The sequence below is a fragment of the Streptomyces sp. NPDC044033 genome (assembly GCF_056434425.1).
In genome coordinates this window covers 143,557-157,820 of the sequence record NZ_JBWKFF010000008.1, presented here as the reverse complement: position 1 = coordinate 157,820, position 14,264 = coordinate 143,557, and the positions used below count along the sequence as shown (strand labels likewise).

The following is a 14,264-nucleotide window of genomic DNA, read 5'->3' as shown; positions in this document are numbered from 1 at the left end:
CAGGGCCGGGACCGGATTCGCGGTCAGGTCCTCCGCCGCCGCCTGGCCGCCACCACGGAGAGGCCGAGTGCCACCACGGCCGCCCCGCCCGTCGCGAGGGAGGTCGCGTTCAGCAGGCCGTCGTTGCCGTGTTCCACCGACGCGGCCTGCGTCACGGCCGGCGCCCCGGCCTCGGCGGAGCCGGCCTTGGCGGAGTCGGCGCCGTAGCCGCCCGCCAGGCCCTTCTTGGCGTACGCGGAGCCCGGCAGCTTGTCGCCGTACGCCTTGTGCACCCGTGCCTGGTACGCCTCGACGCTGATCCCCTTCGCGCCCACGGCGCGCTCGGCATCGGCGTCCAGCGGCAGTACCCGGTCGCCGCGCTGCACGTACCAGGCGTCGATCTGCGGCTCACGGAAGACGGTCCCGCCGCTCGCCTTCTCGGCACCGGCCGCGACGTAGCGCGTCTCGTCGTCGCCGGTCGAGATGTTGACCACCTTGTACGAGCCGCCCTGCCGGACGGCCCACACCGACGCCTTCCGCCCGTCGGCGGAGACGGCCTTGGTGGCGAGGAAGTCGAGCTTCGCCACAGGGGCCTTCGCCGTGCCCGCCACGAACTCCGGAGCGAGCGTGTAGACCGGCACGGTCGCGCCCTCGACCTTGGGGGCCGCCTTCGCCTTGGAGACCGCGCCGCCGGCCGCGCTGTCGCGGGCGAAGAAGCGGGAGAGCGTGTCGAGCGTGGCGGGGTCGGTCGCTGCCCGGTGGGCCTCGGTGACCGCGGAGGCGGCCGGGGCGGCCGGCGGGGCCGGTGGGGCGGCGGCCTGGGCCGACGGGGCGAAGCCCAGGAGCACTCCGGCGAGCGCGCCACCGGCGGCGGCCGCGCGCACCGCGTGCGTCTTGGTGCGGTTCGCCGTTTTGGTGCGGTTCGTCGCGTCGGTGCGGTTCGCAGCGTTGACGTGGTTCACCGCGTTGGTGCGGTTCGTCGCGGTCATGACCTCACGCTCCGATCCCGTAGAGCGAGTGGGTCCAGGAGAATTCTTGATTGCTGACATACCAGTCGTGCGAGGCCCAGTTGTAGCGGTTGTTGGAGGGCCACGGGTCGCCCCAGGAGACCTGGTTGTCGCGGGAGTTGTCGTAGCCGTACAGCACATGCATGTGCCCGCCGCCGGAGGCCCACTCGATGCGGGTCTCGATCGGCCGGCCGGCGCTGATCTCATTCTGCACGGTCGGGTAGCGCAGCCATCCGGTCACATAATTGCCGGAATTGATCCCGGCCCAGCGCAGCGCGGTCTGCACATTGCCGAGGTTGGCCTGGTTGTTGGGGCAGTCGGTGCCCTGGCGGCGGTTGAAGGCCGCGTTGCAGAACTGGTTCTGGTTGTAGTTCTTGCCGAAGAACGTGGCGATGGTGTCGCCTGAGGCGGCCCAGCACCAGTTGTCCTTCTGCTGGGCCTGCATGGTGATGTTGAGCTTCCTGGCGCCGGGCACGGCCTGCAGGCCGGCGCGCTGGCCGCTCGCGGCCTGGACCGACGCGGCGCTCGGTGCGGCGCTGCCGGCGGGCGCGGCCGTGGCGGCGGTCGCCGTCGTCACAGCGGTTCCGGCCAGCAGCGCCGAGGCTATGAAGCCTGCTATCGGCAGCCGTCTGCCGCGCGCGCGGCTCTTCTGTGAGGGTGCGGGTGCACGGGTCATCGCGTTCCTCCCGAGCTGGGGGGGTTGGTGTGGAGGAGCGCGTCCGGACGCTGGTGAGGAGCATCCGCGTGTTGTCGGGGGTCGGTCAACACGATTCAATGCGAGTGAGGCGGAGGTGTGAATGGCGGGAACCTGATGTGAACAGAGCACATCTGTCAGCCAGGAACACAACGGTCCCAGCGAATGAGACCTGCCACACTGGTTGTGAAAATTCACAGAGGGGCGCGGTCGCCGTGCACATCACCTCACGGTCGAAGCCGACCGAGGCCGAACTCGCGCAGACGCTGCGCACGGGCCCCTTCGACCTCGCCCTCCGCACGGCACTGGCCGCTCGCGGGCTCGCCCTGCACCGGGTGCAGCACCGGCTCGCGCAGCGCGGCATCAAGGTCGGGGTGACGAGCCTCAGTTACTGGCAGCAGGGGGCCCGCCGCCCGATGCGCCCGGAGTCGCTACGGGCCGTACGGGCCCTGGAAGACATCCTGGACCTGCCCGCGCAGGCCCTGACCCGGCTGCTGGCACCATCCGTCCGCGGCGCCGACCACGAGCGCCCGGCCGGTCGCACGTACCGCTCACTGGTGGACGAACCGCGCCCCCTGGAGCGGCTCCTGACCGAACTCGAAGCGCCCTCGGACGGCGGTCTGCACACCCTCTGCCACATGGAGCGGGTCCGCATAGGCGACCGGCGTGAACTGCGGGGCCGGGACTCGCACCATGTGGTGCGCGCGCACCGGGACGGCGTGGACCGCTACGTGGCCATCCACCACGGGGACCCCGGCTGCGACCCCGGCAGGGTGGCGGTACGGGCCATGGAGAACTGCCGGGTCGGGCGCGTGCGGTGGCACGCGGACACGGGCGTCGTCGTCTGCGAGCTGCTCTTCGACACGCGGCTGCGGGCCGGTGACACCTATGTCTTCGCCTACGGCTTCGAGGACGGCACCGGCGGACCGAGCACCGAGTACGTACGCGGGTTCGGCTTCGCGGGCGCCCAGTACGTCCTTCAGGTGTGCTTCGACGCGGCGGCCCTGCCGGTGCGCTGCCGGCGCTTCACCCAGGCCGCGGCCGGCGCGCCGCGCGGCAGACTGCAGGATCTGACGCTCGCCGGGCGGCATCGCGGGGTGCATCTGGTCGAGCAGAGCGTACGGCCGGGGATCCTGGGCATCGACTGGGACTGGAACTGAACCGGCGGCCGGACCGCTGGGAGCCGTCGAAGGCGGTACGCGGCGGCGGCCCGGCCGGAGCGCCTGCACGGCCGAGTCCGGCGAGACGGCGTCCCAGGCGCCGAACCGGGTCAGCCCGGCCGACCGGGCCGCCGCCGAGGCGTGACTGTCGGGCCGGCAGCGGTACTGCGGCTCATGGCCCCGTGCGATGGCATGCCGGAAGATCGCGCGTACGAGGCGCCGAGCGTGGCCCTTGCCCCGGCTGGGCGGGAGCGTCAGCACGCCGAGGTCGGCCGGCGGCGCGCCGCCCCACGGGTACATGCTCGCCACGCCCACCAGCCGTTCGCCCTCGAACGCTCCGTAGACCGCCCAGTGATCCGGCCGGACGTAGACGTCGTCGAGGTCCTGTTCCGGCGCCGCTTCCTCGAACCGCTCGGACGCCCGCGCGTCGGCCTCGGTGAGCGGGCGGGCGGAGGGCCCGTCCGGGCCTTCTGTCCGTCATGGCCGGGCGGCGGGGCGCGTGCCCCGCGGGTGAGTGGAGGGCGGTCAGAAGCGCTTGACGAGGCTGACCGCGCGGTCGCCGACGGTGAAGCCGAGGCTCTGGTAGAGGCCGAGGGCGCCGGAGGGGTTCTCGGCGTCGACGTCGAGTACGGCCTTGTCCAGCCCCTCGGCCCGCAGCGTCCGCAGCATGTGGGCCAGCAGCGTGCGCGCCAGCCCCTGCCCCCGCGCGTCCCGCCGTACCCCGAGGGCCGTGACGTAACCGAAGGGGCCGCCGCGCAGCGGCCACTCGTCCTTGGCCACGTCGACGAAGCAGAAGCCGACGACGCGGTCGCCGTCGGGAGCGGCGGGCGCGCCGGGAGTGTCCGGGGCGGCGGAGGCGACGGCGAGTACGGACAGGTCCGGGCGGAACGCTTCGAGACGGTCGCCTGCGGCCCACTCGGCGACGGTGACCGGCTGCGAGCCCCAGTGGTCCCGGAAGGAGTCGTTGAACGCGTCTCTGGCCTGCTCCTGCCACTGCTGTCCATAGGGCACCAGCCGCACTGCCGGTGCGGACGCCGGTTCGGCGACCGGCTCGGCGAGGTCGCGCTCCAGCTCCAGCCACCACCGGGCGCGCTCGTAGCCGTGTGCTCCGAGGAGGCGGAGCGTGGAGGTGTCGTGGTCGTTCGCGGATGAGGCGAGCCACCCGGGCAGGGTGGCGTCGCAGGCCGCGAGGTGCTGGAGCCCACGGGCCTCCTGCCACGCCAGCAGCGCCTCGCCGATGCCTTCACCGCGGCGGTCCGGGACCACCTCGCCGTCGAGGCCGACCCATACGATCGTCTCGCGGCTCGACGGGGCAGCGGCCGAACCGTAGGCGACGGCCCGCCCGGCGGCGTCCACGGCGATCACCGCGTCGCGCTCGGGTTCGAAGCTCTCGCCCTTGAACTCCTCCTCCAGCTCGTCTCTCGTCACCAGCCAGCGCGGATGATCGACCTCTCCGGCGGCCCGCTTCAGGTCGAGGATCAGACCGATGTCGGCGGCGGTGGCAGGTCGCCAGGTGAGTCCGTCGCCGACCGAGGGCAGCGCGATGGACGACGGAGCGGTCACCCGGTCGCGCAGCGGACGGAGCTCGGGGCTGTGGTGTGTCGTCCCGCTCATGGGGGTCCTTTCTCGATACCGGGCGCACCCGCTTGGGGGCCGCTGCGACAGTGGGCAGGCAGGCGGACGGGCCTGGCGGCCGCTTCCCGCAGGGCTTGCGCCGAGCTGACGCAGCGTCAGCCAAGCTCGGCCCGTTCGGGCTCCACCGGCTGCCGGTCCGAGCGTATCTGGGTAAAACTATGGAAAAAACTGATTATTGGTGCACCCCTACGCGACGCTGGCAGGCCCGGCCGCCGAGCCCAGGGCGTGCGCATGACACCCCGGCTCCCGGGCGGCCCATTGCCCGCCTCGGGGGCGTACGTGCTCCGGAACCGCGGCGGCTCCCTGCGGACACGACAGCGCGGCTCCGTACGGACACGACAGCGCGTCCCGCCGAGAGCCGGCCGCGTCCTTCGCGTACGTGCCCCGCCCTCCGGCCGGACCTCACGCCCGCCCGGCACGCGGAACCGCCACGGCGGCACACTCCGGTCCGCTCAGGCGTCCGGGCCCGCCACGAGCTTGCCGCCGTCCGTCTTGAGCGGCACGGGCGGCAGGGGCGCGCCCGCCGGACCGCGCAGGACCTTCCCGGTCTCCGCGTCGAACTGGCTGCCGTGGCACGGGCAGTTGATCTTGCCGTCCTCGATCTTGTCGACGACGCAGCCCGCGTGCGTGCAGACCGCGCTGAACGCCTTGAACTCGCCCTTGGCGGGCTGCGCCACGACGACCCGCTTCTCCCGGTAGAGCTTCGCGCCGCCCACCGGCACCGCGGCGGCCGCGCCGAGGTCGACCGGCGCCGTGGGGGTGGCCGGCGGCTTCCCCCCGGACGTGCCGCCCGAGCAGGCCGCCACGCCGAACCCGGCGGCCCCGGCCAGGGCGGCTCCGCGCAGCACGGTTCGGCGGGCGGGCGACTGGCTGCTCATGAGTGCTCCACGGGGCGGCTGGGGCGGTGCGCTGGCTCCCCGACGATACCGCCACAGATCATTCCGCTTCGGCCGCCCCACCCGGACTCCCCACTCGCGAGGGACCCGGCCCGCCAAGAAGAAAGAAGTGCTCGGCACGCCCGCTCGCGCCGCAGGTGTGATGGGATTCGCCGGGGCCACGGCGGTGGGGCGGGCGGCCCGGCCGCCTGCCCGCGCCACGCGCCCGCGACGCCGGGAGAACCCGGCTCAGGGATCAGGAAAGGAACGCCCGCGTGATCGTCGTCGCCGGAGAAGCCCTCATCGACCTCGTGCCCGGCAGCGCCCCGGCGGACGGCGGACTGCCCGCGCTGCTCCCCCAGCGTGGCGGCGGCCCGTACAACACCGCGGTGGCGCTCGGCCGGCTCGGATCGCCGACCGCCTTCTGCTCGCGGGTCTCGACGGATTCCTTCGGCGAGGCGCTCCTGGCCCAGCTGCGGGCGTCCGGGGTGGACGTGGAGCCGGTGCAGCGCGGCCCGCAGCCGACGACGCTCGCCGTGGCCGACATCGGCGCCGACGGCTCGGCGGGCTACGGCTTCTACGTCGAGGGCACGGCGGACCGGCTCTTCGAGCTGCCCGCCGCGCTTCCGGAGGGGACCCGGGCGCTGTCGCTGGGCACCTGCTCCCTGGTGCTGGAGCCGGGCGCGAGCGCGTACGAGGAGCTGCTGCGGCGCGAGGCGGGGCGCGGCGTCTTCACCACGCTCGACCCCAATATCCGGGCCGGGCTGATCCCGGACGCGGCCGCCTACCGTGCCCGCTTCCGCTCCTGGCTGCCGCATGTGACGCTGCTCAAACTGTCGGTCGAGGACGCCGAGTGGCTGGCCGACGGCTCGGACGTCGACGCCGCGGTGGCCCACTGGCTGGCGGCCGGCCCCGCCGCCGCCGTCCTGACCAGGGGTGGCGCCGGGCTGAGCGTACGGACCCGGTCCGGCGCCGCGTACGCGGTGCCCGGTGAGCGGGTCGACGTGGTGGACACGATCGGCGCGGGCGACACCGTGAACGCGGCCCTGCTCCACCGGCTCGCGGAGCACGGCGCGCTCTCGCCCGCCGCGGTCTCCTCGCTGGACGCCGGGCAGTGGCGCGACATCCTGGAATTCGCCGCCCGGGCGGCGGCGGTCACCTGCTCCCGCGCCGGAGCTCAGCCCCCTTACGCGTCGGAGCTCGTCTGAGGCGGCCCGAGAGTTCCGCGCCGGACCGGGGGCATGGCCGCCGAGCACCCCTAGAGTGTCGTCCGGGGCGTGCGAGGAGTCGTGCGAGAGCGGGACAGGTGCGGGAAGCCGTACGTGATCCGCGTGCACGGGACGTCGTACGAGAGCGGCGTGTACGGGAAGGGGCAGCTGCCATGTCTGATCCTCGATCGGTTCCTCCGGTACTCCGGTCCCGCCGTGAGCTCGCCGGCCGCGGGGTGGCCTCGCCGCCCCGGCCGACGCCGGCGGCGGCGTTGCCGATCACTTCCAGTGGTGCGACGTACGAGATGGCGCAGCGGCTCGCGTGGCTGGACGACGACCAGTTCGCCGTCGGCCGCTGGGACGGCTCCATGAGCGTCTTCCGCTTCACCGAGTCGGCGGTCGCCGGGCCGCGCATCAGTGTGGCGGTCAACAGCCCCGCCTTCCAGGGCGTGCAGATGCTCGCCCCCTTGCCCGGCCGGACGATCGCGAGCTCGAACGACGACCGCTCCATCGCCCTGTGGCACTCGCCGCGCGGCGATTGGAGCGACCTGTGCCCGGCCGGGACCGTCCCCTACGATCCGGCGCTGGGGGTCGCCACCAGCGGGCAAGGGGTCCGCGCCGGTTCACCGGGCACCTTGGTGGTCGGGCACTCCACGGGTCATGTCTCCCTGTGGGATTACGACCCGGCGCGGCGCCGCCTGAGGTTCGCGCGCAGCGTGGACATCCGGAACCCGCGTCCGGTCAACCCCTGGGGGCTGCACGATGTGCAGGCGATCGAGGTGATGTCCGACGCGGACGGCACCGCCTATGTGGTGACCGGTTCCGAGGACGGCTACGTCTGCGTTCTCCAGGTGCCGTCCGGCCGGATCATGTCGCAGACGGTGTTCAACCCCGAGGCGCAGCGCGGCATCAACAGCCTCTCCGTGCGCGGTGACGCGCTGCTGGTGGCGAACTGCTCAGTGGGCCCCCAGGACCACAACCTCTGGTACTTCACGGTGTCCGAGAAGACCTGGAAACCCTCGCTCCGGGGCCGGGCCAACCTCCTGGTCGACCCGCAGCGCCCGCAAGCCTTCAATTTCAGTACGACCTGGGGCGCGTACGCGGACGGGCCGTGCTGGTTCGCGTCGACGGAAGAGGGCGCGCTGTGGATGGGCACCACCACCCATGACGCGCTGAACGTCATCGGCTATCAAGAGGTCACCAGCCCCTTGGGCTCGGCGCTCGGCTACCGGGGCGGCCCCGGGCGGCTGGCCATGGTCGCGTACGACCTGTACGAATTCACGACCGGCGCGGCCTGAGCCGAAGCCGCTCCGGACCAGCCGCAGCGGGTCCCGGTCCGTACCCCGCCCGCTGCCGAACGACCGAGGACGTTCGACAGCGGCGAGGCCGGACGCGGGCGCGGCTCACCGACCGGTCAGGCGCCACGCGCCTTCGTGGTCTTCTTCGCGGCGGTCTTCTTCCCCGTGGCCGTCTTCGCGGCGGCGGCCTTCGTGACCGGCTTCTTCGCCACCGGCTTCCCAGCGGCCGCGGCCACCGACTTCTTCGCCGGTGCCTTCTTCGCCGCCTTCCGCGCCGCCGGCGCCGCGTCGCTCACCCGGTCGCCCAGCAGCTCGCGGAGGAACTTCCCGGTGTGGCTGGCCGGAACTGCCGCGACCTCTTCGGGCGTGCCCTCGGCGATGACCAGCCCGCCGCCGTTGCCGCCCTCCGGGCCCATGTCGACGACCCAGTCCGCCGTCTTGATCACATCGAGGTTGTGCTCGATGACGATGACGGTGTTGCCCTTGTCGACCAGCCCGGACAGCACATTGATCAACTTGCTGATGTCCTCGAAGTGCAGTCCGGTGGTGGGCTCGTCCAGGACGTAGACCGTACGGCCGGTCGAGCGCTTCTGGAGCTCGCTGGCGAGCTTGACGCGCTGCGCCTCACCGCCCGACAGCGTCGGCGCCGACTGCCCGAGCCGCACATAGCCGAGGCCGACCTCATGGAGCGTGCGCAGGTGCCGCGAGATCGTCGGCACCGACTCGAAGAAGTCGAGCGCCTCCTCGATGGGCATGTCCAGCACCTCGGCGATGGACTTGCCCTTGTAGTGCACCTCCAGGGTCTCCCGGTTGTAGCGCGCACCGTGGCAGACCTCGCACGGCACGTACACATCGGGCAGGAAGTTCATCTCGATCTTGATGGTGCCGTCGCCGGAGCAGTTCTCGCAGCGGCCGCCCTTGACGTTGAAGGAGAAGCGGCCCGGCAGATAGCCGCGGACCTTCGCCTCCATCGTCTCGGCGAAGAGCCTGCGCACATGGTCGAAGACGCCCGTGTACGTGGCCGGGTTGGAGCGCGGCGTACGGCCGATGGGCGACTGGTCGACGTGCACGACCTTGTCGACGAGATCGTCGCCGTCCACCCGGGTGTGCCGTCCGGGCACGGACTTGGCGCCGTTCAGCTCGCGGGCCAGGTGGGTGTAGAGGATGTCGTTGACCAGCGTCGACTTGCCGGAGCCGGAGACTCCGGTGACGGCGGTCAGCAGCCCGAGGGGGAAGGACACGTCGATGTCGCGCAGGTTGTTCTCGCGCGCGCCGTGCACCGTGAGCTGCCGCTCCACGTCCAGCGGCCGCCGGACGTCCGGGGTGGCGATGGCCCGCTTGCCGGCCAGGTACTGCCCGGTGATGGAGTCCTTGTTGCGCAGCAGATCCTTCAGCGAGCCGCTGTGCACGACCTTGCCGCCGTGCTCACCGGCGCCCGGGCCGATGTCGACCACCCAGTCGGCGACCTTGATGGTGTCCTCGTCGTGCTCGACGACGATCAGGGTGTTGCCCATGTCGCGCAGGCGCACGAGGGTCTCGATGAGCCGGTGGTTGTCGCGCTGGTGCAGACCGATGGACGGCTCGTCCAGTACGTACAGGACGCCGACCAGGCCGGAGCCGATCTGCGTGGCGAGCCGGATGCGCTGCGCCTCGCCGCCGGAGAGGGTGCCCGCCGCGCGGTTCAGCGACAGATAGTCGAGACCGACGTCGACGAGGAACCGCAGCCGTTCGTTGACCTCCTTGAGCACGCGCTCGGCGATCTTCTTCTCGCGGGCGGTGAGCTTCATGCCCCGCAGGAAGTCCGCGCACTCGCTGATCGACATCGCGGAGACCTCCGCGATCGACTTCTGCTGCACCGTGACCGCGAGGACGATCGGCTTGAGGCGCGTCCCGTCGCAGGTGGGGCACGGCACCTCGCGCATATAGCCCTCGAAGCGCTCGCGGCTGGAGTCGCTCTCCGCCTCGGAGTGGCGCCGCTTCACGAACGGCACCGCGCCCTCGAAGGCGGTCGTGTAGGCGCGCTCCCGCCCGTAGCGGTTGCGGTAGCGCACCTCGATCTGGGTCTTGTGGCCGTTCAGCAGGGCCTTCTTGGCGCGCTGGGGCAGGCCGGCCCAGGGGATGTCCATCCGGAAGCCGAGCTCCGTGGCGAGCGCGCCGACCAGCCGGTTGAAATAGTCCTTGGTGTGCCCGTGCGACCAGGGGTTGATCGCGCCCTCTTCGAGGGACTTGTCCTCGTCCGGGATGATCAGCTCGGGGTCGACCTCCATGCGGGTGCCGATGCCGGTGCAGTCCGGGCAGGCGCCGAAGGGCGAGTTGAAGGAGAAGGAGCGCGGCTCCAGCTCCTCGAAGGACAGGTCGTCGTACGGGCAGTAGAGGTGCTCGGAGTACATCCGCTCACGCTCGGGGTCGTCCTCGGCGAGATCCACGAAGTCGAGGATCACCATGCCGCCGGAGAGCCCGAGCGCGGTCTCGACCGAGTCGGTGAGCCGCCGCTTGGCGCTGTCCTTCACCGTCAGGCGGTCGATGACCACCTCGATGGTGTGCTTCTCCTGCTTCTTGAGCTTGGGCGGCTCGGCGAGCTGGATCGTCTGCCCGTCCACCCGGGCCCGGCTGTAGCCCTTGGTCTGGAGGTCGGAGAAGAGATCGACGAACTCGCCCTTGCGCTCGCGCACCAGCGGGGACAGCACCTGGAAGCGGCTGCCCTCGGGCAGCTCCAGCACCTTGTCCACGATGGCCTGCGGCGACTGCCGGGAGATCGGGCGGCCGCACTCGGGGCAGTGCGGCTTGCCGATGCGCGCGAAGAGGAGCCGGAGGTAGTCGTAGACCTCGGTGATCGTGCCGACCGTGGAGCGCGGGTTGCGCGAGGTCGACTTCTGATCGATGGACACCGCCGGGGAGAGCCCCTCGATGAAGTCCACATCGGGCTTGTCCATCTGGCCCAGGAACTGGCGGGCGTAGGAGGAGAGCGACTCGACGTAGCGACGCTGCCCCTCGGCGAAGATCGTGTCGAACGCGAGGGATGACTTGCCCGACCCCGAAAGCCCGGTGAAGACGATGAGGGAGTCACGGGGGAGGTCGAGCGAGACGTTCTTGAGGTTGTGCTCGCGAGCGCCACGGACGATGAGACGGTCGGCCACGCCGGTAGGCACCTTTCTTGAGAGCTGCGGGGTGCGCCGCACCCCGGACCCAGGGTATGGGGGCGTCGCTCGGATGTCGTTTCTCGTGCCTCACCCGAGCCTATAGCACGCACATTCGATTCACGGCCTGAGCCGACCACCTTCACCCGAATGGGTGGCCGCCGCTAGGGTGCCGATCATGAGCGATTTCGCATCCGTCACCGCCGCCGTGCGGACCGCCACCGACCGGCTCCTCACCGGGGCCCGGGCACTGGACGACGCCGGAGCGGCCGCCCCGTCGCTGCTCCCCGGCTGGACCCGGGGCCATGTGTTCGCGCACATCGCCCGTAACGCCGACGCCATCACCAACCTCCTCACCTGGGCCCGTACGGACGTCAAGACGCCGATGTACGCCAGCTCCGAGGCGCGCGACGCCGACATCGAGCGCGACGCCGCGCGCCCGCTGGCCGCGCACCTCGACGACCTCCGCGCCAGCGCCGCCCGCTTCGACGAGGCCGCCGCGGCCGTGCCCGAGGAGCGCCTGCGGTTCGAGGTGGAGATGCGCAACGGCGTCATGGAGCGGGCGGCCATGCTGCCGTTCCGCAGGCTCGTGGAGGTCGAGCTGCACCACGTGGACCTCGGGATCGGCTACGGGCTGGACGACCTGCCGGCCTCCTTCGTCACGCTGGAGATCGAATTCATGACCGGCGTGAAGCTCGCGGGCCGCGCCGGGGTGCCCGCGCTGCGGCTGACCACCCCCGACGGGAGCAGCTGGCGCACGGGCCGTGAGGACGGCGACATCACCACCGTCACGGGCTCCTCCCCCGACCTGCTCGGCTGGCTCACCGGGCGTACGGACGGCGCCGGCCTCGACGCCCGGGGCGCCTCCTCCGGCGGCCTGCTGCCCGCGCTCCCGCCGCTATAGGGTTGGAGCCATGACATACAGCGGAGCGGTGAAGGTCGGCGGACCGGCGGACGTACACGAGCTGACCGAGCTGATGATCTCGAAGGTCGCGGTCGGCCCGACGGACAACAACGCTTATCTGCTGCGCTGCCGCGCGACCGACGAGCAGTTGCTGATCGACGCCGCCGCGGAGCCGGCGACCCTGCTGCGCCTGATCGGCGACAGCGGCATCGCCTCGGTGGTCACCACCCACCGGCACGGCGACCACTGGGGGGCGCTGCGCGAGGTGGTGGACGCCACCGGCGCCCGCACCTACGCCGGGCGCTACGACGCCGAGGGCATTCCGGTGCCGACCGATGTGCTCGTCGAGGACGGCGACACGATCCGGGTCGGCCAGGTCGAGCTGACCGCGCGCCACCTCGTGGGCCACACGCCGGGCAGCATCGCCCTGGTCTACGACGACCCGCACGGCCACCCGCACCTGTTCACGGGCGACTGCCTCTTCCCGGGCGGCATCGGCAACACCTGGGGCGACGCCGAGGCGTTCGCCCGGTTGCTCGACGACGTCGAGAACAAGCTCATGGCCCCCCTCCCCGACGAGACCTGGGTCTACCCCGGCCACGGCGGGGACACCGCCCTCGGCGCCGAGCGTCCGCAGCTCGCCCAGTGGCGCGAGCGCGGCTGGTGACGCCGGGCGGCGGTGCGTGGTGACGTCAGGTCAGCACAGGACCGAGGAGCGGCGGGAGTTGCTGTAGGAGCACGAGTCGGCCTTGGCGCCGCTCGACTTGCGCAGCGTCGCCGTGTCCCGGTCGTTGTTCCAGACGTAGGCCCGGCGGTCCTGGTAGCGGTTGGCCGAGGTGTCGTTGCCCTGGCCGGTACGCACCTTCACCGACTTCCCGGCCCCCAGGGTGTAGGCGCGGAACTTGTACTGGTGGCGGGAGGCGTCCGTCAGCGTCCAGTTCTTCAGGCTCACGGCGTGTTTCGTCGGATTCTTTATCCGTACCCATTCGGCGTTGAGGCTGGAGTTGGAACGGGTGTCCTTGCCGGGGCTGTTGTAGTAGATCTCCGTGATGTGCACGGAGGGCGCGGCGGATGCCGGCGCCGCGGCGAACAGGGTCGCCGCTGCCGTGCCCGTCGCCAGAACGACGGCTGCGATGCGGTGGTGCATGGGGTCCCCCCTCGGGACGAGCGGCGCCGGTCGCGGGCCGCTGTGCGCACCACGGTAGTGGGGCGGCCGGGTTACGGCCCCTCTCCGGAGGGCCCGTAACCCGGCACATGCCCGTGTCAGACTCCGAGGCTGTCCTTGCTGTCCGCGGCGTCCGCCAGGGCCTGCTTCTTCGAGGCCCGCAGGCTGGTGATCGTGGTGATGACCAGGACCGCGCAGATGACGCCGAGCGAGACGGGGATGCTGATCTCCGGGACGCTCAGACCGGACTCGTGCAGCGCGTGCAGCACCAGCTTCACCCCGATGAAACCGAGGATGACCGACAGGCCGTACGAGAGGTGGACCAGCTTCTTCAGCAGGCCGCCGATGAGGAAGTACAGCTGGCGCAGGCCCATCAGCGCGAAGGCGTTGGCGGTGAAGACGATGTACGGGTCCTGGGTGAGGCCGAAGATCGCCGGGATGGAGTCGAGCGCGAAGAGGACGTCGGTCGTGCCGATCGCCAGCATGACGACCAGCATCGGCGTCATCAGCCGCTTGCCGTTCTCGGCGATGAACAGCTTGGTGCCGTGGTACTCGCTGGTGGAGGGGACGCGCCGCTCGACCGCCTTGAGGAGGCGGTTCTCCTCGAACTCCTCTTCCTCCTCGCCGCTCCGCGCGTCCTGGATGAGCTTCCAGGCCGTCCAGATCAGGAACGCGCCGAAGAGGTAGAAGATCCAGGAGAAGTTGGCGATGATCGCGGCGCCCGCACCGATGAAGATCGCCCGCAGAACGAGCGCGATGAGCACGCCGACCATCAGCACCCGCTGCTGATAGATCGGCGGGACCGCGAACTTGGCCATGATCAGGACGAAGACGAAGAGATTGTCGACGCTCAACGACTTCTCGGTGATGTATCCGGCGAAGAACTCACCCGCGGGCTGACCGCCGCCGAACACGAAGAGGCCGAGGCCGAAGAGGGCCGCGAGGGCGACCCAGACGACCGTCCAGACACCGGCCTCCTTGATGGAGACCGCGTGCGGCTTGCGGCCGCCGATGAAGAAGTCGGCGGCGACGAGGGCGCACAGACCGACGATCGTCAGCGCCCACAGGATCAGGGAAACATGCACTGCAGCTCCTCCGGCAGAGTCGTACGGCACTCACAGCGTCGTCGCTGCCGGAGGTCCCGGCCCGCTCACACGCCGACCATGACCTCCACACTCCAGAGGGTACAGGAAAAGCCAATA

General features: G+C 71.4%; 12 protein-coding genes and 1 pseudogene. 5 read left to right on the top strand and 8 right to left on the bottom strand.

The genetic code is table 11. The annotated features are described in order from the left end of the window. Positions 1–23 precede the first annotated feature (23 nt). Positions 24–968 carry a hypothetical protein gene (locus AC07AB_RS16785; protein ID WP_478566713.1) on the bottom strand — a complete coding sequence of 315 codons (945 nt, stop codon included), beginning with the start codon at positions 966–968 and terminating at the stop codon, positions 24–26. Between the two features lie 4 nt (positions 969–972). After that, positions 973–1,662 (bottom strand): papain-like cysteine protease family protein, encoded by a 690-nt coding sequence (locus AC07AB_RS16780; RefSeq protein WP_478566710.1) that lies wholly within the window; start codon positions 1,660–1,662, stop codon positions 973–975. Between the two features lie 233 nt (positions 1,663–1,895). Between AC07AB_RS16780 and AC07AB_RS16775 the strand changes: the two genes are divergently transcribed. Next, positions 1,896–2,840 (top strand): hypothetical protein, encoded by a 945-nt coding sequence (locus AC07AB_RS16775; RefSeq protein WP_478566707.1) that lies wholly within the window; start codon positions 1,896–1,898, stop codon positions 2,838–2,840. Positions 2,841–2,999: 159 nt separating this feature from the next. Here AC07AB_RS16775 and AC07AB_RS16770 read toward each other — a convergent pair. The 3 genes and pseudogenes from AC07AB_RS16770 to AC07AB_RS16760 form a co-directional block, all read right to left on the bottom strand. Further along, a pseudogene (locus tag AC07AB_RS16770) lies at positions 3,000–3,236 on the bottom strand (GNAT family N-acetyltransferase); the annotation flags it as partial. A gap of 129 nt (positions 3,237–3,365) precedes the next feature. Further along, positions 3,366–4,454 (bottom strand): GNAT family N-acetyltransferase, encoded by a 1,089-nt coding sequence (locus tag AC07AB_RS16765; protein WP_478566704.1) that lies wholly within the window; start codon positions 4,452–4,454, stop codon positions 3,366–3,368. Between the two features lie 473 nt (positions 4,455–4,927). Next, positions 4,928–5,353, bottom strand: a complete 426-nt coding sequence (locus AC07AB_RS16760; RefSeq protein ID WP_478566701.1) for a Rieske (2Fe-2S) protein — start codon at positions 5,351–5,353, stop codon at positions 4,928–4,930. Positions 5,354–5,625: 272 nt separating this feature from the next. On the opposite strand from AC07AB_RS16760, the gene AC07AB_RS16755 reads away from it, so the two are divergent. Next, positions 5,626–6,558: a carbohydrate kinase family protein gene (locus AC07AB_RS16755; protein WP_478566698.1), complete on the top strand. Its 933-nt coding sequence runs from the start codon at positions 5,626–5,628 to the stop codon at positions 6,556–6,558. 173 nt (positions 6,559–6,731) lie between these two features. Beyond that, on the top strand, positions 6,732–7,856 hold the full coding sequence (locus AC07AB_RS16750; protein WP_478566695.1) for a WD40 repeat domain-containing protein: 1,125 nt from the start codon (positions 6,732–6,734) through the stop codon (positions 7,854–7,856). Positions 7,857–7,972: 116 nt separating this feature from the next. On the opposite strand, the gene uvrA is transcribed toward AC07AB_RS16750, so the two are convergent. Further along, positions 7,973–10,993, bottom strand: a complete 3,021-nt coding sequence (gene uvrA, locus AC07AB_RS16745) for an excinuclease ABC subunit UvrA (protein ID WP_478566692.1) — start codon at positions 10,991–10,993, stop codon at positions 7,973–7,975. Between the two features lie 178 nt (positions 10,994–11,171). Between uvrA and AC07AB_RS16740 the strand changes: the two genes are divergently transcribed. After that, a complete protein-coding gene (locus AC07AB_RS16740; protein WP_478566689.1) occupies positions 11,172–11,897 on the top strand; it encodes a maleylpyruvate isomerase family mycothiol-dependent enzyme in 726 nt (241 codons plus the stop codon). 10 nt (positions 11,898–11,907) lie between these two features. Continuing rightward, entirely contained in the window at positions 11,908–12,564 is a 657-nt protein-coding gene (locus AC07AB_RS16735) for an MBL fold metallo-hydrolase (RefSeq protein WP_478566686.1), read from the top strand. Between the two features lie 30 nt (positions 12,565–12,594). On the opposite strand, the gene AC07AB_RS16730 is transcribed toward AC07AB_RS16735, so the two are convergent. Both AC07AB_RS16730 and AC07AB_RS16725 read right to left on the bottom strand, forming a co-directional pair. Then, a complete protein-coding gene (locus tag AC07AB_RS16730) occupies positions 12,595–13,044 on the bottom strand; it encodes a lamin tail domain-containing protein (RefSeq protein WP_478566683.1) in 450 nt (149 codons plus the stop codon). Between the two features lie 116 nt (positions 13,045–13,160). Then, on the bottom strand, positions 13,161–14,147 hold the full coding sequence (locus AC07AB_RS16725; protein ID WP_478566680.1) for a TerC family protein: 987 nt from the start codon (positions 14,145–14,147) through the stop codon (positions 13,161–13,163). Positions 14,148–14,264 lie beyond the last annotated feature (117 nt).

Excerpts from the sequence above, each read along its gene's own strand:
- AC07AB_RS16785 (WP_478566713.1), bottom strand. The coding sequence starts at position 968 with ATGACCGCGACGAACCGCACCAACGCGGTGAACCACGTCAACGCTGCG.
- AC07AB_RS16780 (WP_478566710.1), bottom strand. The coding sequence starts at position 1,662 with ATGACCCGTGCACCCGCACCCTCACAGAAGAGCCGCGCGCGCGGCAGA.
- AC07AB_RS16765 (WP_478566704.1), bottom strand. The coding sequence starts at position 4,454 with ATGAGCGGGACGACACACCACAGCCCCGAGCTCCGTCCGCTGCGCGAC.
- AC07AB_RS16760 (WP_478566701.1), bottom strand. The coding sequence starts at position 5,353 with ATGAGCAGCCAGTCGCCCGCCCGCCGAACCGTGCTGCGCGGAGCCGCC.
- AC07AB_RS16750 (WP_478566695.1), top strand. The coding sequence starts at position 6,732 with ATGTCTGATCCTCGATCGGTTCCTCCGGTACTCCGGTCCCGCCGTGAG.
- AC07AB_RS16740 (WP_478566689.1), top strand. The coding sequence starts at position 11,172 with ATGAGCGATTTCGCATCCGTCACCGCCGCCGTGCGGACCGCCACCGAC.
- AC07AB_RS16735 (WP_478566686.1), top strand. The coding sequence starts at position 11,908 with ATGACATACAGCGGAGCGGTGAAGGTCGGCGGACCGGCGGACGTACAC.
- AC07AB_RS16730 (WP_478566683.1), bottom strand. The coding sequence starts at position 13,044 with ATGCACCACCGCATCGCAGCCGTCGTTCTGGCGACGGGCACGGCAGCG.